The organism is Haloplanus sp. GDY1, assembly GCF_023703775.1.
Taxonomy (GTDB): Archaea; Halobacteriota; Halobacteria; order Halobacteriales; family Haloferacaceae; genus Haloplanus; species Haloplanus halophilus.
Genome location: NZ_CP098516.1, coordinates 112,522 through 133,679, shown reverse-complemented (window position 1 = coordinate 133,679; position 21,158 = coordinate 112,522). Strand labels below are relative to the sequence as shown.

General features: G+C 61.7%; 20 protein-coding genes. 4 read left to right on the top strand and 16 right to left on the bottom strand.

All coding sequences use genetic code 11. The annotated features are described in order from the left end of the window. Position 1: 1 nt before the first annotated feature. The 12 genes from NBT67_RS17355 to NBT67_RS17300 form a co-directional block, all read right to left on the bottom strand. Complete coding sequence (locus NBT67_RS17355; RefSeq protein WP_251344670.1) at positions 2-730, bottom strand: DNA polymerase sliding clamp; 729 nt, start codon at positions 728-730, stop codon at positions 2-4. A gap of 577 nt (positions 731-1,307) precedes the next feature. Continuing rightward, the gene (locus tag NBT67_RS17350; protein WP_251344568.1) at positions 1,308-1,523 is read right to left on the bottom strand and encodes a hypothetical protein; all 216 of its coding nucleotides are present in this window, start codon (positions 1,521-1,523) and stop codon (positions 1,308-1,310) included. A gap of 136 nt (positions 1,524-1,659) precedes the next feature. Continuing rightward, complete coding sequence (locus NBT67_RS17345) at positions 1,660-2,475, bottom strand: transcription initiation factor IIB (protein ID WP_251344567.1); 816 nt, start codon at positions 2,473-2,475, stop codon at positions 1,660-1,662. A 372-nt stretch (positions 2,476-2,847) separates the two neighbouring features. After that, entirely contained in the window at positions 2,848-3,279 is a 432-nt protein-coding gene (locus tag NBT67_RS17340) for a hypothetical protein (protein ID WP_251344566.1), read from the bottom strand. Next, entirely contained in the window at positions 3,272-3,709 is a 438-nt protein-coding gene (locus NBT67_RS17335; protein WP_251344565.1) for a hypothetical protein, read from the bottom strand. Before NBT67_RS17335 ends, NBT67_RS17340 begins: the two co-directional genes overlap by 8 nt. A gap of 32 nt (positions 3,710-3,741) precedes the next feature. Then, positions 3,742-4,269, bottom strand: a complete 528-nt coding sequence (locus tag NBT67_RS17330; protein WP_251344564.1) for a hypothetical protein — start codon at positions 4,267-4,269, stop codon at positions 3,742-3,744. Between the two features lie 70 nt (positions 4,270-4,339). Next, a complete protein-coding gene (locus tag NBT67_RS17325; protein ID WP_251344563.1) occupies positions 4,340-4,843 on the bottom strand; it encodes a hypothetical protein in 504 nt (167 codons plus the stop codon). Positions 4,844-4,864: 21 nt separating this feature from the next. Next, on the bottom strand, positions 4,865-5,623 hold the full coding sequence (locus tag NBT67_RS17320) for a DNA-binding protein (protein WP_251344562.1): 759 nt from the start codon (positions 5,621-5,623) through the stop codon (positions 4,865-4,867). Between the two features lie 60 nt (positions 5,624-5,683). After that, positions 5,684-6,634, bottom strand: a complete 951-nt coding sequence (locus NBT67_RS17315) for a replication factor A (protein ID WP_251344561.1) — start codon at positions 6,632-6,634, stop codon at positions 5,684-5,686. 174 nt (positions 6,635-6,808) lie between these two features. Beyond that, a complete protein-coding gene (locus tag NBT67_RS17310; protein WP_251344560.1) occupies positions 6,809-7,084 on the bottom strand; it encodes a hypothetical protein in 276 nt (91 codons plus the stop codon). Between the two features lie 47 nt (positions 7,085-7,131). Further along, positions 7,132-8,925 carry a hypothetical protein gene (locus tag NBT67_RS17305; protein WP_251344559.1) on the bottom strand — a complete coding sequence of 598 codons (1,794 nt, stop codon included), beginning with the start codon at positions 8,923-8,925 and terminating at the stop codon, positions 7,132-7,134. Between the two features lie 322 nt (positions 8,926-9,247). After that, positions 9,248-9,826: a DUF8170 family protein gene (locus tag NBT67_RS17300; RefSeq protein WP_251344558.1), complete on the bottom strand. Its 579-nt coding sequence runs from the start codon at positions 9,824-9,826 to the stop codon at positions 9,248-9,250. A gap of 118 nt (positions 9,827-9,944) precedes the next feature. Here NBT67_RS17300 and NBT67_RS17295 point away from each other — a divergent pair, with 118 nt between their 5' ends. The 4 genes from NBT67_RS17295 (at position 9,945) to NBT67_RS17280 (ending at position 15,364) form a co-directional block, all read left to right on the top strand. Beyond that, positions 9,945-10,355 carry a helix-turn-helix domain-containing protein gene (locus tag NBT67_RS17295; protein ID WP_251344557.1) on the top strand — a complete coding sequence of 137 codons (411 nt, stop codon included), beginning with the start codon at positions 9,945-9,947 and terminating at the stop codon, positions 10,353-10,355. Positions 10,356-10,603: 248 nt separating this feature from the next. Next, entirely contained in the window at positions 10,604-12,865 is a 2,262-nt protein-coding gene (locus NBT67_RS17290; protein WP_251344556.1) for a hypothetical protein, read from the top strand. 560 nt (positions 12,866-13,425) lie between these two features. After that, positions 13,426-14,034, top strand: a complete 609-nt coding sequence (locus tag NBT67_RS17285) for a DUF555 domain-containing protein (RefSeq protein WP_251344555.1) — start codon at positions 13,426-13,428, stop codon at positions 14,032-14,034. Between the two features lie 277 nt (positions 14,035-14,311). Further along, entirely contained in the window at positions 14,312-15,364 is a 1,053-nt protein-coding gene (locus NBT67_RS17280; protein WP_251344554.1) for a PAS domain-containing sensor histidine kinase, read from the top strand. A 232-nt stretch (positions 15,365-15,596) separates the two neighbouring features. Here NBT67_RS17280 and NBT67_RS17275 read toward each other — a convergent pair whose 3' ends face one another. The 4 genes from NBT67_RS17275 to NBT67_RS17260 form a co-directional block, all read right to left on the bottom strand. Continuing rightward, entirely contained in the window at positions 15,597-15,764 is a 168-nt protein-coding gene (locus tag NBT67_RS17275) for a hypothetical protein (protein WP_251344553.1), read from the bottom strand. A gap of 409 nt (positions 15,765-16,173) precedes the next feature. Then, positions 16,174-17,763, bottom strand: coding sequence for a hypothetical protein (locus tag NBT67_RS17270; protein ID WP_251344552.1), 1,590 nt, complete (start codon positions 17,761-17,763; stop codon positions 16,174-16,176). Positions 17,764-18,077: 314 nt separating this feature from the next. Then, positions 18,078-18,383, bottom strand: coding sequence for a hypothetical protein (locus NBT67_RS17265; RefSeq protein ID WP_251344551.1), 306 nt, complete (start codon positions 18,381-18,383; stop codon positions 18,078-18,080). Positions 18,384-18,506: 123 nt separating this feature from the next. Further along, on the bottom strand, positions 18,507-20,684 hold the full coding sequence (locus tag NBT67_RS17260; protein WP_251344550.1) for a phage NrS-1 polymerase family protein: 2,178 nt from the start codon (positions 20,682-20,684) through the stop codon (positions 18,507-18,509). Positions 20,685-21,158 lie beyond the last annotated feature (474 nt).

Below are 21,158 nucleotides of genomic sequence, written 5' to 3'. Positions count from 1 at the left end.
GCTAGTCGCTCTGGATGCGCGGGGCAAGCATCGCGAGGACGTCGCACTCGCCGTCGCTGAACTCGTACTCGAGCATCATGGGGAAGTCGCCGCCGAAGGTGAGCGTGATCTCCGTGCCCTTGGGAAACTGCTTGGAGATGTCCTTGACGTAGTCGAGGCTGTAGAGTGCTTGCCCCTCGGCGGCCGTGAGTGCGACGAGATCGCTCTCTGCGAGTTCGAGACTGACGTCGTCGGTGTCGCCCTCGGCCTCAATGTAGACGGTCGCCTCGGTCTCATCGCAGCGGAAGCGGATGTGGTCTGAGATCATGTCGGCGGCCTTCACGCCTCGGGAGATCTGTCCTTCCTCAAGCGTGAACGAGATGGGGAGGTCCATCTCGGGGATCTCGGGCTCTTTGCGGATGCTGTCGGGGTCGATGAGCGCCATCGTGAACTCGACACCGTCGATGTGAATGATGAGCTTGAACGTCGTCGTATCGAACGAGAGCTGGACGAGGTCGTCTTTCTTGGCGAGTTTCAGAACTTCCTCGAAGCGTTCGAGGTTGACTCCGAGGACGCCATCGGTCGCGCTGTAGGACTCGAAGGCCCCGGCCGTGAGGCTGACATCGTACATCGCGACATTAGCGGGATCGACCGCGCGGGTGTGAAGACCGTCCGGGCCGACGCGAATCTTCGCTTCGTCAACGATGGCCCGAAGCGTACCGACGAACTCCTTGATTGCACCACCTTTGATAGCGGCTTGGAACTGCTGTGGCGGACTCGTGACGACCGTTTTTTCGTCCTCCTCGGCTTCCGCCTCGTTGTCGTCGTCAGCTTCTTCCGGGGCTTCTTCGTCGGTCACGTCGTCGTGATCGGGGTCGACGGGCTCGGTCTCGGCTTCGACATCGGGGCTGGCCTCGGCTCCGACCTCTGGGTCGACCTCGACCTCAGGTTCAATGTCGATGTCGGCTTCGCCCTCTGGGGTGGTTGCTGGCTGTGCGTCGGCGTTGTCGGATTCGGTGTGGGTACTCATCGGTTTCGAGCGTGTTCGAGGATCTGCTAGTCTGAGTCGATACGTGTCGAAGTGGTCTGATCAGGTTCGGCGGGCGGCTGCTCGTCAAGTCGTTTGAGGAGTTCGCGAGCAAGCACCACAGTCACGGCGTGGATGATGCTCATCTTCACCCCCTCACCGCCTTGGGGGGCCAAAACTGAGCGTGGATATCGCACATCGCATCGTTCGGGTGGTCGAAGCCCGATGCCAGATCCAGGCGTTCGTGAGTCTGTCACGGCGAGCGAGTCGTGCTCGGAATCGGGATATGTCGGCGTGTTCATCATAGTCGAGAGGGGAAGTCGATGGCGTCGGGGTCGGTCGCGAGGTTCCGAGCGGCCCGGTCGAGTTCGACTTCGTCGATGGCGATAGCGATGAGCGCCTCGAGTGCGTCTTCGTAGGCTTGCTGGGCCGCGTTCGGGTCTGAAGCGGCGTTGAGGCGCTGTTGTAAAGCGGTCTGGAAGCGATTCGCTGCACGGTGGTGTGTGAGTGATCCCATTATGACGGTGCTCCACCGACTCGGGGGCGACAAACGAGGTGGCAGTTCGCTCCTACGCAACAGAGTGGAATCGGATACCGGTCCAATTGTTGCGTAGGACAGCGAGTCTGCGCAGTGCGGTTCCGACGCGATGCGCTCACCGGGGGTAATCGGCGAGGGTGGCGTCGGGATCGGGAAGGTCGGACGCATCGTTGAGTGCGAGGAGTTTGCGACGGACATTGCGGATGGTCGTGCTCGTGGTGTAGCCTGCGTCGGCAAGTCGCTGCTGTGTGAGCCGGAGATTCTTCATCTCGCTCTCTTTGTGAGCGTGATACAGACAGGCGGCGGCGACGCCGGCGGGCTGTCGGCCGTTAGCGAGGATGCCGACAGCGGGTGCGGTGACGAGCTGATGGGCTCGGCGTTCGACACGTCGGTGAGCGTCGACGGCGTTCGCGAGTCGGGGGAGGAAGTCCTGCGGGAGCGGGGGTGGCGTTGCGAGGTCGAGTTCGCGATTCAGGAGTTTATACGCATTCTTAATGTCGGTTTCTTCGACGCGGGCGACGGTAGCCAGTTCTTCGAGGAAGCGCGGGAGGCGTTCGAGGCGACAGGCCGCGAAGATGCTGGCAGTCGCGATGGCCTCGATGGAGCGTCCGCGTAGGAGGTTTGCGTCCCAAGCGTCGCGGAAGAGTCTCGCAGCGCGGTCGTGGATGGATGTGGGGAGATCGGTGGCACTCACGAGGCGGGCGATTTCACCGAGGCCGGTGCGAAGCGACTGGAGGTGGGTAGAGCTCGCTTTCGCGCGGTCGTCCCATTTCCGCAGGCGATTGAATCGGCGCTGCGTCTTGGAGGAAAGTTGGTTCCCGTAGCCATCTCTGTAGTAGCCGATCTGGGTCGGGAGTCCCTTGTCGTGGCGGCGGATAGTGGTGGGAGTACCGCCTCGGGCGGGTTGTCGGTCACCATCGTCGGTCGTCACCCACGGGAGCTGTCGGTCGAGGATGTCTCGAGCGACGACAAGACCACACGCCTGGCAGTAGGTTTCGGTATCGTCGACAACGAGGTGTTCGTCAGTAGCGCACTCAGGACAGGGGTGTTCACCGGTCGATTGCCTGGGTTCAGATTTGGATTCTGATTCGGACTCTGGTTCGCAGCCGGAGTCAAGTGACCATTGCCGGGTGAGTTCTTCGGTGCCGGAAGGGCTGGACTCGGAGCTGGTGTCGTTGGTCGCAACGTCGAGAGAGTGGTGGGACATGGAGAAGTACCAGGAGAAGGGGACGGGACGGTGCGGCCCCTCTAACGTGGCGGGGGCGACAAACGAGCGCCATCGATGGTCAGTGCAAACCCGGCCTCACCGACTCGTCCACGGGAGTTCGTGGAGGTCGGTGAACAGGCGGATGGATTCAACGAGGGCCTCACTTGAGGTGTCCTGTGCAACGGCGTGGGCTTTCGCAGCGTCCAGGAGTGTCTCGAACGCGGCCCGTCGTTCGTCGTCGATTACGAAGTCGTCGTAGTCGAGGAAGACGCGCTTGCGGAACTGGAGGTCGTCGTAGCGCCAGTCCGACCAGAGATCGGCCAGTTCGACACCATATTCCTGGCCATTGGATTCGTCGCGAAGGCGGACGAGCCCTCGGTCGACGTCGCAACTGACGATACGCCGAACGACGCCCGTCCCGTCTGTGATGAAAATCTTCGATGTAGGGGCGACGGCTGCGACACCGAGATCGTCGGCCATCGTCTGGAAGTCGAGGTCGGCGGCGTCGGTTCGGTCGGCGTCACTCATCAGTCTCACCGTCTTGCGAAGAGTCTGCGAGATGGAGAGGTGGTTCGCCCATTCGCATGATGGCGGGGCCGTCGCTGGTCATCACGACGTCGTCGGCGGGTGTCGGTTCGTCGTAGTCGTAGTACTCGAGCTCGGATTCGAGGAGGACGCGGTGCGTATCTGAGTCGTGGACGCGGCGTTGGCGCTCGTAGCCGTCGTTGGCGTGTGGGCCACCGAGGGCGAGGATGAACCACCCGGAGTCGGGCGACCCTCGCGTGGCATCGAGCACGCGAAAGACGCGGCCAGTCTCTTCGTCGAGGAAGAAGACCGTCGGTGGGTTGTCGGGGTCGATTTCGTGGGCGTCCGAGAGGGCGTGCAGAACGCACTCCTCGTCGAATTGTTCACGATGATCGGCGAACGTGTCTGGAGTCGTAGTTGGTGTCGATGTCATAGTTTGTGGAGTTGCACGGTTTCGGCTGACGGTCACTCGGGTGGTGCGTGTGGGGATTCGAGGATGTCGTGGACATCCGGGTCGTAGCGATTGTGGAAGGCGTTGAGAACGTCACGCTGCCACTGTTCGTGGCCGGGATCGCCGAGGCGCTTGATGCCGAGGCCGATCGAGAGCGCGAGCCGTTCGAGGTCGATACACTGTATCGAGGAGACATCGCCGCCATCCCCGGCGGGAACGTCGGCGGCGTCGGGGAGGGGCGTCTCGACCCAGGCGTCGAAGCAATTGTCGCTCGAGGACGTGACGACAAGGCCTGCGGTCGCCCCGGCGAACAGTTCGGTGGTGATCCGCCCGAGGTTCTGATACACGCCGGGCGGGATGACGAGGAGGTTGCGTTCGTGGTCGATGGTAGAGTCAGCGCGAACCTGTCGCGGATGACCCCGGACGAGCCACTGTTCGTCGTCGTTGAGCCAGGCCCCGCGAGTGAGGTGCTGGATGGCAGCGTCGAGATGATCGTGGGTGCGGTACGTGAGGTAGCCGGAGAGACGGGCGTAGAAGGTCATGAGAGACAGAGTGCTGTTGGAAGCGGAGCAGAGAGAATCCTGGGTGAACGGACCGCGGCAAGCAAGCCGGTCAACCGAGTGAAACGTGTTCGACCTCGCCATCGAGGTCGACTGAGTATTGGTAGCCGACGAGGGGGAATCGACATTTCTCGTAGCCAGCGGTCTGGACGGTGAACGGCTCGGTGAGGAACGCTGCTAGTTCGCGCAGGAAGTCCTCGGTGTGCTCGTGCTGGTAGTCGTAGACCAGATCCTCGGTTTCGGCGTCGATGAGGGCTTCGCGGGCGTCGTCGCTGAGGTCGTCGAGGTCGCCATTGGCATTGAGGTTTTCACGGGCGGCTTCACGGACGGTCGGACGGTGTGCCGGCCCGAACGAAGCGTACCCGTACAGGTTCAGATACGGTGGCGGGGTGTCGCCGGTGTCGGGGTCGGTGGCTGGTTCGACGACGTCGGCGGTGAGCAAGTCGAACGGGCCGCTCCCCAGAAGCCATTCGTCGAGGAAAGAGCGGAGTTCATCGACGCGAGCGGCGTCGACGGTCGGTGCGTTCGAGGCGGTGCTGACTTGGAGTGTTGCCATATCTAGCTTGATTTCGTCCTTTCACTCCGCACGGTCGGCGTTCGCAACAGCTGCAGCAAGGGCTGCTTCGTCGATGGCGTCCTCGTTCTCCCTGTGGTCCTCCTCCTCGCTTTCGCCTTCGTCGACGCCGGGGCCGGAGTCAGGGACGGGGACTGCGTCCATCCCAACGTCTTCACGGGCGTCGTTGAGCACCGCGTGGTAGGTGTCGAGTGAGAGGGTTTCGCCGTACTGTTCGCGGCTCATCGCGATGTAAGGATTGGAGCCGTCGACGTTGTCGGACTCGAATGCCTCAAGTCGTGTAGCCATCCGTTCGACGGTTTCGCGCACCCACTGATTTCGAGTGGCTTCATCGACGTGGGTGATGGTCTCGGGTCGGAGCGAGACGTTCACATCGCCGTCATCGGTTTCGTACGTGCTGGGCTTCGCGGTGAGCGCGACGTACGCGGGCGGTTCGAGCTGGGAGAGGAACGCGGCGGCCTCGGGCTGGTACTGACCGGCGTAGGCGAAGACCGTCCCCGTGGGGTCGACGATTCGGGCCTGCCAATACTCGCTGTCCTTGCCAACGTCGGTGACCTCGGTGATGGTCCCGACGAAGAAATAGCGGTTCGCGGACTCGCCGCTGGGGAGCAGCGCGAAGTTCGGGGCCCGCTCTTCGTCGCTCTCCGTGAAGACGTGGGTTGCGTCGTTGAGTTCGGCGGCGAAGGCACGCTTTGCGACTTGTCGGCCCTGTCGCTGGGTATTGTCGGTGCTGCTGTCGGCTGTGGATACTGAGTCGCTCATGAGGATGTTGGTGTTGGTACTCTGGTGGCTGGTCGGCGTACAGAACAGGGAGCCGCGTCGTTACGGGAGCGGGTCGGCTTCGTCGACGAGAAGATATTTCCCGATGACGCGGCCGGTGACGCGGTAGTAGCGGCCGACGAGCGCGTCGGTGAGGTCGTTCGCGACGACGGTCGTATCGAGGGCGTCCATCGCGTGCTGTTTCGCCTCCTCGATTGTGGTGTCGGCGAGGGCTTCGGTCGCGTCCTGATCGAAGATGGCGTGCTGGACGCTCACGCCGTCGTCAAAGACGGCCTTGATGCGGAGGTCGAACACGCCCTCAACCGTTCCGTGTTCGGCACACCGGCCATCCTGGAGCACGCGCGTACAGTCCTCATGGGGACAGCGCTTGATGAGACCGGAGCCGCTCTGGATCGCGACCATCGGAGCCTCGATGGTCATCTCCTCGGCGTTGTCACCGACTTCGATATCATCATCGACGCGCTCGATTGTCGACCGAGAGTTGAGATTGATGGAGTAGCGGCCTTCGTATTCGCTGGTGACGACGTTGTCTAAACGATAGACGCCACCGTCTTCGAGTTCGGGGAGGTTGGCTTTCGCCCACTTGGTGAACTTGAGGCGGCCAGTCTCGTCGCCGATGAGTCCGACCTGAGCGATGCTGTCGCTGGTGGGCTCCCACAGGTCGACGACTTTGACCGTAATAGTAACCCACTGACCGTCGGTGTCGATGGCGTCGAGCGCTGCGTCACCGGCGTTCTGTGAGCGGAGCGCGAGGTCGTCGTATTCGATACCGAGGGCGTCGAGGTAGTGGTTGCGAGTGGCGCGAGTGGCCTCTCCGAGCGGCACGTTGTAGGAGTTGACCATCTGGTCGAGCCGGGTGACGATGTCATCGACGGTTGGAAGGTCGCTTTCGACATCGTCAGGGAACTGTTCGATGAGGTCGGTCGCGGCCGTTGCGAGGTCGTCGTTAGAGGCGTCGACCGCCGAATTTGGTGGTGTTGCGTTTGTGGACATGGATGTCTGAGGTGTCTGCTGGGTGGCTTTCCACTGGCGAGATGAGGGTACTCGACGTCGACGGGAGAGACGCGGTATCTCGCTTCTGTCCGCCGATTCCCCTCACCCCCTTGGGGAGCAAAAATTGTGGAGGCTGTGCCGGTCGTGACGGCCTGCGAACCGAAGCTAACCTGGTCAGCGGGCGTCTTCCAGGTTGATGGTCTCGTCGGTGCTGATCCACGCGCCGAGGGCGGCGCGCTCGATGATGGCGAAGGAACCGTCCTGGAGCGTGACGAAGCGCGTCCCGACGGTCGGGCCGGGGCCAGGTGGGTCGGGTCGATAACGGTCGTCGGGATCGACCGCCCGGGAGGGGTCTTCGCCGTCGACGATATCGAGGTCGAACAGCTCGTTGTTGGTGGGAGTAGTTTCGGAGGCGTTGCTATCGGGATTGGAGTTGACGTGGGAACACATGATTGTTTGAGGTAGTCGCGAAATCCAGTCGAGTCGGTCTGTATTGATTAGCTGTCCTCGCGCCAGCGCTGGCCGCAACTGGCACAGGAGAGGAGTCTGGTCGGCGGTTCGTCGATGGAACGGAGTTGGACGAGCCGATAGTGCGCTCGGTCGTGAGCACACTCGGGACACCGACACGTCGTTGTGGGGAGGCTGAGGCTCGACTCTGTCGTCGCTGTCGTCTCAGAAGAGTCGGGAGTGGCAACGCCGGTGAGCGCGTTCACCCTGGCGTCCTCAGCGGTCTCTGCTTTGGCCTCGACAGTCCCCGAATTCGAGTCCGCCTCGTCTCCGGTGTCGAGAGCGGTCCCGAAGTGGTCGAGATTACGCACGAGCGCCCAGAGGCGGCGCTTTCCCTGTGGAACGGGATGTTCTGGTGCGGGTGTGGATTCGGGCCAGGAGGTAGAGATGACGGTGTGGACGGCGGCGTTGATGGCGTCTTGGTCGGCGTCGATGTCGACGAGAATAGAGACGACGTTCGCCTGCTCACGCCACCAGGTCGGGAGGGGGATGTCGCCGTCTTCGTCGAATATCTCGGTGGCTTTGAGCCACTCGTGGGCATCCAACTGGCCGCTCTGTTCATCGTCGAGGCGATCAACCGGCGTGTGGAGGGGGCGAGAGACTTCCTGCACACCGGGCGTGCCGAGATCGGGTATCGAGCAGCCGCCGTGCCTCTGAAATGGTTGCTCAATACCGCGTTCGCGGTTGCGCTCGGCGTATTTCGCCCAGTCGACGGTGGGGATGTCACCTCGTGGCGCTGGTCCGTCGCCACGCTCAATAACGGTGATACGGGTCTCGGAGTCGGCGGCGAGCGTCGCCTGCCCCTGGTATTTCCCGACTTTTCCGGCGACGACACGCACCGTGTCGCCTTCGTGGAGAATGGTTCCCTGACTCGATTTCGTCCACACGGTGAATTTGATGCTCCCAGTGTCGTCTTCGATGAGGCCGACCTGCTGTTGTGTCCCGGATTTGGGTTGCCAGAGGGTCGTGACCGTCCCCTGGATGTCGGCTTCTACGTTGTACTTCGAGGGGATGACCGGCACTGACGAGATGGGTTGCACGACGCCGGCTTCCTGGTAGAGTTCGGCAAGGACGTTCGATTGGGCGGTGAAGAGATCCTGCCCGCGGGCGACCTTGCTTCCGAGGCGGTGTTCGAGGATGGCGTGATTCGGGGGCGTGACGAGGCGGTCGCTGATTCGGGCAGCGGCCTCGCGAACGAGCTGGCTGGTGTCCTCGTCGAGTTGCTCGAAGGGGTCGTAGGAGTGGATGCTTTCGCCGATGACGCGGTCGTTGTAGTCGGCGCGGAGCTCACGGTACTCGCTGAGGAGTTCCTCTCGGCGCCGTGTCTCGCGGTCGATACCGATGACGTGAGTGGCGAGCGCTTTTTCGCGCTGACGCTTGCGCTCTTCGCGAAGTCCGTGGAGTCGTTCCTGGGCTTCCAGCGGGAGTCCAGTAAGATCCTCGTCGGCGAGATCCATCGGGTCAACGTCGCGGGCCTGGGTGGTCCGGAGGCTCGCACCCACCCAATAGGCGTCGAGTTCTTGGCCTCCGGTGCCCTCGATCTCGACGCCGAACTCGTCGTATTCGGGTTGGGTACGGGCGGCCATCATGAGTTCGCCGGTGTTCTCAAGACGGACCCCGAGACAGTCGCTCTCGAGGTGAGGTGATTCGTAGAGCCCGCGGAGTCTGAGTTCGTCGAAGCGGTCGTCTTGCTCGACATCGTTGTTCGAGAGGCGGTGCTGTCCGTCGTTGTAATAGGTCATCTGCAGATCACTCCTGAGGAACCCGAGAAGCGACTGGCTCACTGCCATCTCCTCTCGAACCCCCTCAACTCCCTTTGGGAACCAATACTGATGCTAAGGTAGCGGAATTCGGACTGCTTCGGCAGAGTCCGATTTTCAGCAAACCAGACCGGCTAGTCGCTGCAGAGACTCTCGATCTGAGCGGATTTACGTGGAGCCAGAAATGATCGAGAGTTCGCGACGGAATTTGGCCGATTGGGTAACACAGTGACCCATCTCGTGGTCACTCCGACGTGGTGGACTCATGCATGAGGGAACTCTCTTCTCCTCCGACAGAATCCCTTTCCGCCATTTCTGAGTGCCGGATACTGCTACCGACCTCGGCTTAGGGGATGTTTTCGATACATTCGGCGAGTTCGTCCCCGGTGGTCCACCGATAGAGTCGCCCGTGTTCGTCGAGCATCTCGAAAATCGCCGTCTGCATCCCACTGTACGGGTTGTCGAGGTCAACGCCCGTATCGACATCTTCGGGCCCAATACCGTCGTACTCTCGCTTGCACACATGCGTTTTTGAGAAGTACTTCTCAAGGGCAGTGAAGTAGCCCTGTTCGACGAGGAAGCCGCCTTGTGCGTGTTCAGCGACGCCAACGATGTAGTCGGTATAATCCGCGAGCAGGCGGAACTTGAGATATGTGTTGACCCATTCACTGCGGATATCGACCATCAGAAACGCGTAGGCATCGTGCCGTCGATTAAGTCGGTCTTTGACGAGTTGGAGCCGTCGGATCTCTGGCTGGCCGTAACTTCCGAGAACGAAATACGCCCGATCGGCCGAGAAGATCGGGGAGAGTTCGGCGACACTCTGTTTCAGCGCCTCGTACTCCTCAGGAGTGAGCGACGTTTCGTGGAGGTACGCTTCAGCACGTTCGGCGATATCTTCGACAGTAGCCGCCCCCTCACTCATGTGATTCGCTTCTCGTCTAACGGTATCAATGCGTCGACTGAGACGGTTAGCGTATCGCTTTTGACCGATTCGTATTCAGGCGAAATGCTTTAGCCTGGCCGTCACGAAGATGGGGATAATGAGTACCCCCGACGAGACCACAAGCGATCTCGACACCGTTCGCGAGCGGCTCAGCGTCGTCACCCAAGAGACGCGGTTTTCGCTCGTCCAGGATATCCTCGGGCATCCGTCGGGACTGCCGACGCTGAAGGAACTGGACTACGTTAATCCGAGCCGGAGCCAAACAACGATCCGCCAGCATCTCCAACGCCTCGTAGGGGCAGGAATCGTGGAGAAAGTCGAACTCCCCGACGACCGCCGGCAGAACGATCTGCCATACACGTTCTACGGGGTCAGCGAAGAAGGGCATCGATTCCTCAAGGATCACAAGCTCCTTCGCGCCGAGGAGACACTCCGAGAGATCTACGACCGTGTCGAGAAAACCGCCGAGATCGAGCGCTACGAGTCCGCCCCGCGTCCTGAGCGATAAATAATTCGTCGATTGTTCAGCCTGGTGGTGGATACTGCCCACAGACGGTATGGTTATATTCCAGAGAAGAGTAGTTAGAGACGAGCCTTGAACGGCTCAACATAACAAGCTCGGAAAGGCGCACTCGCCTTTCCGCTCAACTTTCGATGAGCGATAGCGCTGTTCTGTGAGTGAGTTCACGTCCCTGACTGCTTCCTTCCAACGTGACCGTTCGGGGAGATCCTCCGCGCCGCGCTGCGGACCGTCCAATGTACGCGGGATTGTGGGGGTATTCAACGAAAAACCGCAGTACAGCGCCGGGGGCCACGATACAGTTATGCGCGCTGTTCGCGTCTCTGAGAGTGGAAAGCGCGGCGCTTTTCGAGCTTGTTATGAGTGGATACACCGACAGGTCCGACCTCATTGAGGACGGATTACAGAACGGCAGTACCGAAATCGAACACGAAACCGAAGATGAGCACCCCACCCACACGATCCGCCTGTTCTCACAGGCGGCTGAACACGGATTCCCGGCGACGGTTCGCCTCTCCAATGCGGAGATCCGCCGTCTCGACGACGGAGTGGAATCCCCGACGATTCGTCGGTGGCTCAACCTCAATGCAGACGCAGTCGCGAGGTCACACTCGCTGTCAGCGAACGCATCTGAGCGTGGGCTCCGTGGCACTGTGGGGTCGCAACGTGTGCGCGAACTCGAATCGGAATCTGATTCCGAACTCGAAGTCGAACTCGAATCCGAGGGCGTCTACGGCTGGTATGATAGCCAACCGATTGTCGCGTCTCGGAGTGATGAGTGGAGGGCTGAGATGAACGCTCGCGGACGACCCGCTGATGCGCTCTCTGAGTCCGATGTTCTCGCACGTGGGCAGTACATCTACATGGGCCACGACCGCCTGACCGACCCGACTGGCGATCAGTTGACGGGCACGGCGTCTGGCTTCGATGAGTACGACCCCGTGAGTTCGACGGACGTTCCCGTGCGCCTTGGACGACAACTCGTCCCTGAAGACCAGCTGGATGCACACACTCGCCGGCTGCGTGCGCTGAAGATCATCCCCGAGGATGAACAGACGCCACGCGAGGCCGAGGGTGTCAGAACGGATGATCTGGAAGTGACGCTTCCCTCTGGGGAGTTAGTCGCGCTCCGGACGCTCGTTGCGAATCCAGCCGAGTACTCTCGGTCGTCGATTCCTGGTATCGAGCGCCGACTGGCGTTGGATGCAGAGCTCAAGAACGTCTCTGCTGGAATCGATGCTGCTGGCCACCTGACCGGGCTGGCCGCGACGTTGGATGCACACACGGATTGGCTCGCTCGCTACCGGAGCGCGTGTGTTCGTGTGGCTCCTGAGCGTCGTGAACAGACCGTCTCCCAGCAGATCTACGACCTCGCCGAGCCCCTTCGGGAGCTCGAAGCTGAGGACCCCGAACTTCGTGATGAGGTCTTGACTGAAGCACGCAGAGTGCTGAGTGCCGAGACCGTCCACGAGATTCGCCGCCGACCCGTCGCGATTGCGTCCGATCTTGCACAGCGTGTGCTGACCGGCCAAGATGTGACATCGGCATTCCTCAAGCTACTCCAGGATGAAGAGACGAACCCGAGGAACGTCCTGCGAATCAACGCGATTCTACGAGCGAACCTCAGATCCTCGAAAGGCTACCTCACCACGCAAGGTGTGGTGAAGAAGGTCTACTACGCTGACGTCCCCGGATTGAAATTCGGGATGATCGTCAAAGATGGTGACCGCCGCGAGGATGAAGTTCGTGTCTCTGTTTGGGAATCAAGCGAGGAGGAGATCACTGCATCAACGGCTGACCCGGATGACGCCGATGGTGAAGTAATCATCTCGAAGAAGATTCTTGCCGAGCCGAACGAAGGTGACGTGGTCCGCCTAGTTGACTTCAAGTTACCGTACAAGAGGTCCAACCAGACGTACCAGGGTCAACCGAAGCTCGACTCGCGCTGGGAATCCGAAATCCAGATTCTCGAGCGTGCGCCGATCACCGCATCGACTCGCTCGACGCCTGCCACGCCCCAGCGTGTTGGTCAGTCGTCGCGCTCGTCTGATGCTGGTGAGGCTGTTCCCCGGAGTCACGCTGCGAAGTTCTCTGGTGACGTCTCGACAACCTGGCCCGCGCCAGCGCTGCTCGAGACGCTCATCAACGAGGAACTCGCCCGTGTCTCTGAACGCGTTCATGCAATCGCCGAACGGCAGCAGCTCGCACAGCAAGAGAACCGGATGAAGCGAAACCGCCGATTCCTCCGGGAACACCCCGAGGCACTCACGTTCTTCAAGGCAAACGCCCTGATGAGATTCGTGAACGGCGACTCGCCCCGTAATCCATCGTCGTGTTGGGTCTGTGGCGTGCGAAACGATGACATGAACTACGATCCTGTCGTAGCGTCTCGCTTCCACGCACTCTGCTTGGCACGCGCTGGTGTCGAGAGTTGTAAAGAGTACACCGAACAGCGCCTTACTGAGTACACCGAGTCACTCGACGCAGGTGCTGCATGAGTACGAGTCCGAGAATGAGTATGAATTGGAGTCACGCTCAGATTCGGCAGACCTCGATAACGATCCCCCCGTTCCGTGGTCGAATCCAGAACTGTAACGAACCCTAGCAACCCCCGAGTTCACTCCGATCGAACTCAGAACTCCAAACAAAATTTCCTTTCAAGACCGGAACCAGACGACGAGCGTGGCGAGCGAATGCGCTGGCGCGGCCCCGAATCGACCGAGAACAGTACTCACTACTCCAAGCCTCTACCTGTGCCCTGGGCGAAATCGTACGACCCGAACCGGGGTCGATGTAGCCGATGTAGCACCACATTCAATGTAGTCCGTGAATGCTCATACCCGCTCGGCGCATACGAATTGACAACAACTCCCTCCACGGCGGGGCTTATCGGGACACGACTCGCCTGAAGCCATCCTCGAGTCGACGAGTGCCTCGTTGTATGCGGGTATGAGACAGACACAGAGAATAAGATGACCTCGATACACCCCTCAACAGCGGCGGCGAGTGCGCGGAGACTGGCGATAAATCTGTGGCGGTCAGCATTAGCGGTGGGTCGATGACGGCGTGGGGAAACGGGGATGGCGGCACGTGGTTTGAGGTACAGATTTCGGTTCCGTGGGTGGTCGCGGGCACGACGGGCGTGCAGGATGTAATCAACATCGCAGTCTCGGAGGTCGGCAAGCGCGTGAATCAATCGTCGGCACGGAACTCCGAGATCGTCGTACAGGATGTGGCGTGTCCGTCCTGCGGGTATGCGTATGAAGCCGCGCTCTCGACGACGGACTTCGCGCTGGTGGTACTGACGGTCATCGCGGAGTTTCCAGCGGAATCAGCCGAAGAGAGTTCGCGCGTTGCAAAGCTCGAGCTGGGCGTACGGATGAAAGACATCCCATTGACCGTGCTAGGAGCACGGCGCGCGACTTCGGAGAGAGACGCGGAGACGGAGACAGACGCAAACCAAGAATCTGAGCCAGAATCCAGGGATACGTCCAAGGAAGCATCCTCGAATTTCGAGGGGGCTGCGGTGGCGGCAGAGAGCGAGGGAGCGGTTGCGACGGCGAGGCGTCGGAGAAATGCACACCCAGTTGGGTCCAGGGACTTGGCGGACACACAGACCGCTCCAGAATCCCCACCGAGCGGGCGGGGCGTGCGACACGTCGACTGACCGTCCGGACGGGGTTCTGCAGTCGAGAGTCCAGTTCCTACGCAACAGAATGGACTTGGAGCTGGCTTAATTCGTTGCGTAGGAATCTGGTTTGACTCCGTCGAGAAAACCGCTGAGCGGCGAAGCGCTAGGGCGGTGTGTCAGAGAATAGCCTCAACGAATTCTACGGAGGTTCACTACACGATACGTATAGATGTTGCAGTATCGTGAACAGTGGAGCCCGATGCGGTTTCTATTCCCCCAAAGGTCTGATAAGGAGGAGTTCCATCAGAGAGATATGACAAACAGGGCGGGACACGACCGTCCGGATTCGACGGCCGTCGGCAGTGGGATATCTCTCGATGTCATTCCGTTGCACTCGACGAACCTGTTGACGGTGCTGGACGCGGACGGCATCATCCAGTACGAGAGCCCCTCGATCGAATGCATCTACGGGTACGCTCAGGACGATCTGGTCGGCGAGCAGGTCGCGGGGTACTTCCATCCCGAGGACCGCCAGCGCGTCGTCTCGACGTTCGAAACAGTGGTCACCAGCGAGGATCATACCGTCGAGGCCGTCGAGTACCGCCACCGACAGGCCGACGGGTCGTACTGTTGGGTCGAATCCGTCGCCTCGACGAATCCCACCCCCGAGGGGTACTACGTCGTCAACACCCGGGATATCTCCGACCGGAAAAAACGCGATCAGGACCTCCAGCAGAAGACTGAACGGCTCGACCGGTTTGCCAGCATTCTCGCTCACGACCTCCGTAATCCGCTGAGCGTCGCCCAAGGCCACCTCGAGCTGGCCCGCGAACGCCACGACGACGACAACCATCTGCAGGCGGTGGCGCAAGCGCAAGACCGGATCGAAGCGTTGACCACGGATCTGCTCACGCTTGCCCGCGAGGGCGATCAGGCACTCAACCAGACGCCGGTCGAACTCGCGGCGATCATCCGGGAGTGTTGGGAATCCATCGACTCGGCACGTGAGACACTGGTGGTGGAGACAGATCTGACGATCCGGGCCGACCAGAGCCACCTCCAGCAACTGCTCGTGAACCTCCTACGGAATGCCGTCGAACACGGCGGCGGCAATGTCACAATTACGATCGGTGACCTGCCTGAAGAGGCGGGGTTCTACGTCGAAGACGATGGGACTGGCCTTCCCGCTGGAGCGGCCGAGCAAGTGTTCGAGTTCGGTTACAGTTCGACCGCGGATGGTACAGGCTATGGCCTCGCCATCGTCGAGTCGGTCGCGGACGCCCACGGGTGGACTGTTCAGGTAGCTGACGCGGAAGCAGGCGGGGCCCGATTCGAAATCGAGAGTGTCGATACAGTCAACCCGTGAGTCGGGGCCCGCAATAGACCGGCTCCCCCCGTCAGAATCGAATCCGAGCTCGTGGTAGATTCGTACAGCAATTTAACGCCGGTTTTCCACTCTCAAACGTTGAAAGCCACCCACGAGAAGTATTCTATGGCGCTCTCAACAGGGAGAGGCAACCGCACCGCTTGAGACCGAGGCGAACCGCCGTCGCACCGGGGCGCTCGGTGGGTCTTCGGTGCACAGGAGCCGCGTGCGTTCACCAGGATGGCCGGGTGATCGCGTGGAAGATGCGGCGGCTCGTCGAGAGGACGACGTAGGCAGTTGAAAGCGCGAAGCCACCGATGCAAACGAGCCAGAGGCCGGTCGTGGTGAACAGTGGGTCGACAGCGAGGAACAGCATCCCGACGTAAGCGGTGACCCACATCAAGAAGACGGCGATGGTTAGGAGCGGTACGTTGACAGGAGTGGCGTATCGGACGGGCATGGTGCAGTGGTCGTGAGTGAGTTGAGGCTGGTCAGTTCGGGCCGGTCGGCGGCGCACGGCCGCGCCGCGGACAAAGCGAGACAAAGCGAATGCCGTCGTCGGGGCTGGCCGCGCTGCTCGACTCCCTCACCTCCCTTTGGGGACCAATACTCGCCGTCGGTGGCGACCCGTCCATCCGGGAGTGTGAGGAGCCACTCGGTAACCGGCCGAGCGAAGCGAGGCCGGGGCGGAGGCGGAACCGGAAGCAAAAGAAGAAGTAGTGGGCCTCGACTCCCGAGGAGTACAAGTTGGCGGGGACGGGTGAGCGAACGCCAAAAGATGCCCTTGAGACGAATGGGCAGCTCGCCCCTTACTGGGCGGGAGCCGGTTCGGGCGCGATGTCCTTGATGGCCGCGTCGACGACCGCTTCGATGTCGGAGACATCCGACTGGTAGACCGACTGGACAGCGTCGGTCGCCTCGGAGTCGCCGCTGGCGAGCGCACCGAGGCGCTTCTGGGTCGCGTCGATGGTTTCGGCCACCCACGAGTCGCGGGCGTCGCGATCGACGACTGTGATGGACTCGGGTTGGATGGACACCTGCACGCCGTACTCCGTCTCGTAGTGGTGGATCTTCCCGACCACCGCGACGTACGACGGCGTCTCGGCCGACCGGAGCACGTCCAGCGCCTCAGCCTGATACTGCCCGGCGTAGAGGTTCACGGCCGCACCAGCAGCCATCACGCGCCCCTTCCAGAACTCGGCGTCACTTCCGACATCTGCCGTCTCGATGAGCGTCCCGACGACGAACACGCGATTGGCGGCTTCGCCACTCGGCAGGAGCGTGAACTTCGGCGCGCGGTCATCGCCCTCGTCCTCGGGACGGGTGAACGAGTGGGTCGCCTGGGTGAGTTCCTCCGCGAACAGGCGCTTGGCAGGCTGGCGCTGCGTGACCGCCGGGGCGATAGCCGGGTCACTGAGGCCAGGATTGTCCGCCGAGTAGCCCGTCTCGACCGCTTCATCCACGAGGAAGTACTCGCCGACGACCGGGCCGCGGACGTCGAAGGTCTTCCCGATGAGAGAGGCACGGAGTTCCGCACCGACGACGCTTGCGTCGAGAGCGTCTGCTGCCTGTTCCTTCGCCGCCTCGAGCGAGATGCCGCTGACGGCTTCGGTCATCTCGGCGTTGAACAGCGCCCGGACAGCGCGCTCACCGTCGTCGAGGATGGCCTTGAGTCGAAGGTCGAACACGCCGTCAACCTCGCCGTGCTCGGAGCACCGGCCGTTCTGGACGACGCGCGTGCAGTCCTCGTGTGGGCAGCGCTTGATCAGGCCACTGCCGTCTTCGAGCGCAACGAGCGTGCCCGTCGCACGCATCTTCCCGTCGGTGGGCTCGACGACGTCTTCGGCGTCGGACTCGGTGACCTCGCTGGCCTTGTTGAGCGAGATGGAGTACTTGCCCTCGTACTCGTTCGTGATCGCCGAGGCGATGTCGTAGGTGACGCCCGCTTCGAGCGTGGGCAGGCTCTCGGTGTTCTTCTGCCAGACGACGAACTTCATCTGCGCCGTCTCATCACCGATGAGGCCGACCTGTCGCATGGAGTCGTGCCTGGGCTCCCAGAGGTCGACGACCTGTGCGCGGACGTCCACCCATTCCTCGGGGCCGAGGTCCGCGATGTCGCCGAGCATGACGCGCTCGAAGGCGTGCGATCCGCTCGCGTTCCCACCGAAGCCGGCGAGAGCCGAGATGTCATCGGACAGATCGCCATCATCGAGGCCGTACTCCGCTGCGAGGTTGCGAACCGTCGTCGTGGTCGCCTCCTCGAGGGGGACGCTGAACTCCTGCATGGCCACGATTCGCTCCTGGACGGTCGACGCGGGCACATCTACGCCCATGCCGCCGAACTTGCCGCTGATATCTGCCGCACGCTGCTCCACGCTGAGGTTGGAGTTTGCACTCATAGTAGTCTCTCTGGGGGGATTCTCACGAGTCAGGACAGAACGAGGACGCGCCTCGCCCCACCCGCTCTCCCTCACCCCCCTTTGGGGGCCAATACTTTCGGGAGACGCGAGCAGGACAACCGCCGTCGCCGTCAGCGGAGTGCCAACGGATCGGCATCGCTCGCACCGATTCGCTCGTGAGGTCGGATATCGAGAGGACGGACATCGTCGTGCCCTCTCTCACTTCCCCTACCCCCCTTTGGGGGCCAATACCCACGTCGGAAGGGAGGAAAGTGGAAACCGCGGATGGTCGAAGGGCTCGCTCTCGGACGTCGTCAGAACGAGTAATCGTCGCGAACGATGGCGTCCGCACAAGATTCACAGAGGATGTCGAACGGCGGCCACCCCGTGAGGCCGTCGGCGTCCTCTAGAAGCGCAGTCGGAACCAGGCCGCTCGTCCCGCACCCACCGTCGCACGACGCGAGGGAATGGCTGACCGCGGCGAAGGTTTCGCCGTGCGGGTCGTAATCGGACTTGCGGAACTCGGGTTCCTCGCCCGTCTTGAACGTCGCGCTGACGGGGGCGCGCTCGGCCGTGCGATCGGTGTCGATGCTCCGCTCGTCGGATTGGATATTGTTCATCTCAAATCCCTCACCCCCTTTGGGGTCCAATTCTCGCCCAGCATCGGGGAGGGGCACACCGTCGGCGGTGCGGGGAAGGAGCGAACACGGAGACGCGTCGCGACTGACCCGACAGCAGGGCGGTTAGCTGAAGAAGCGAGAGAACATCCCACGCTGTTTCCGGCGTTGACGTTCATCGGCCTGGATTTGCTCGTTCGCTTCTTCGTATTCGCGGAGGACGGCGTCCAGGCCGGTGAGCGTCTCTTTGGCCGTCGCGACGTCTTCGCGACGAACCATCGGGCGGAGAATCTGTTTGAGCCGCTTCACGGGGTCGTCGGGGAGGTCGGCATCCGCCTTCGAGAGGAGGCCCGCCTGCTTGAGCTGGCGGCGGTAGCGTTCGCGCTCGCCCATCAGCTCGTCCATCGCCTTGAGATAGGTCTCGGCAGTGAACTTGTAGCGGTCGCGGTCCTCCTCGACGGCCGTGGAATCGCGGAGCCGCTCTTCGAGACGGCTCTGATGACGAGCGAGAACACGGTTGTCCTCGCGAGCGACCTTCATCGCCTGCGCAGTGGGCGTACGGCCCTCGATGGGGCCGACAGTCCAATCGGTGGGGTGCTTCTCGGAATCGTCGAGATGGGGGCTGGTCCGCGACCACTTCCCACCAGCCCTTGTGACGGACTCAGCCATCATCCGCCGGGTACTCTCATCGAGGTCGGGATCGGTGTCCGTCCCGTCGGCGGCGGCGGGCTCAACGCCCTCGGGAAGCACGTCCCCACTAGGAGCGTCGACTTGGCGGTTCGCGACTGCGTCGGCAGCGGCCCCCGGGTCGTCGACGCCGATGTCGCCACGGTCTTTCGCGTTCTCGTTCGCGCCTGCGTTCCCGTCCCCGTTCGCGTACTGGTGGTCGCCGTCGATGTCAAGAAGGACATCGGGGGAACTCTCGGCGGTGGTCGCAGCGTCGTCCGTGTGCAGCGGGCTTGGGGCGCTCGGAGCGGCCTCGACCGATGAGGACGCGTCATCGTTCGCGGAAGATGCTCCGGTCGCACCAGCGGCGTCCTGGGGGCGCTGAGGGGATGCTGACGATGTCACGTCGCTCGCGGGCGCGTCCGGGGCACTGGGGGAGTGGCCGGTAGTCGTGGACGGTGACGTTGGCCCATCGGCCTTCGAGAACGCCACTCCCTCTTCGCTCGGGAGTTCGTAGTAGTCGTCCACACGAAGGAGTGCACGGGCGAGGGCAACGGCGCCGTACGTCGCGCCACTCGAGTAGTGCGGGTCATCCCACTTGGAGCGCATCAACCCGGAGTTGCGAAAGAGCGCATCCATCCGGTCGGGGTCCTTCCCAGTCCAGAAGGCGAGGTTGTGAACGAGCGCCATATCCGCCTCTGACTGGCTGGGATAGTCGGCGTCGTGAGAGCCCCACATCGAGGAGTCGCCCTTGTAGAGTCGCCGTTTGCGGTCGCCGCCGCGCGAGTCATACATCCGGGTCAGAATCTCGCTATCTGATAGTTCGACACCGGGGCCCGCGAGGTCGTCAAATATACTGGGGCACACGGGTGGGAGGTACTTCGTCTGAACCCGCTCAAGGGCTTCCCGAATGGCCGGGTCGCGAATGTTCCTGAAGGCATCACCATAGCGTTCGACGAGGACGCTCTCACTCTGCCGGCCGGCGGCTTCGGTGGGACGCCGACCACCTCGATTATCTCCGCGGTCTGAGGTATCGGTCGCGGCGGTCTCTGCGAGACTCAACTGCCCATCAGAGGTCGTCTCACCACGGATGTACTTCCGGTGGACGGCGTCTAAATCGTCCTGACAGGTCCGAATCTCGGTGGGTGTCCCGTTGAGGTGCGCGCCGGTTACGGTGAAGTAACGGTCGGTGTCATACATCTCGACCCGACCTCGGCGGTTGCCGCCGGCGGTGAGTTCTCCCCCGACGAGGATATGTACACCCGTACCGGAGGGGGAAATCTCGGTGTATGAGTCGAGTCGGTCGATGATATCGAGGGCCCAATCTTCGAGATCCCCCGTATCAGGATCACGACACTTATCGAGGTCAACGCCAGTGATGGAAACGGTGTCGGTGAAGATGAAGCCGAGGCCATCGCCGGTTACCCGGGAGTCGTTGAAGGCGTCCCAGGCGGTGTCGAAGTCGCGCCGGTGTTTGGGGTTGGTAACGTCACAGTTGATGTCACCGCTGGTTCGATATGGTTTCGTCGGGATTTTGGTAGCTTTCCCGTCGCGCGCTCCTTCGCGCCAGAGAATCCAATTCTCGATGGAGCGGATATTGTCGGGGATTGCGTCGGCTGTTACGTCGATTTTCGTCATGAGTTCATCGTGATGTCTGGATGGGTCGTCGCCACTCGACAGCGGGCGAAAGAAACGCGAGTGCTCGATCTCGACCCGGATTCAGGGGAAACCGGTACCCTGCGCGCGATATGCGCAACGGTGGAGACCCCCTCCCACCCAATACTATGATATGTAGCATCGAAGGGGGCGAATGGAGCCACCAAATTGCTCGTTAAGGCCTCTAAAGCGTTCTGCGCACGTGCGCAAAGTTGTAACGGTCGAAGTACCACCCGGAACCCGGATTCTGGGGATAGAAGCCGTTTACCCGCCGTGCGCGGCGTGCGCAGAATTTGCGCGGAGTTGCGCACCCCCGAAGTGGCCTCGAGATGGCGGGTTCCGAATAGAGAACCTACAGAGTCTTTTAGCACCTCTAAGCAGTTTTGCGGCTTTGCGCTAAGTTGTAACGGGAGGGTTGCCTTATTGAACCTTGATTCTGCAGGGAGGAGCGCCGTA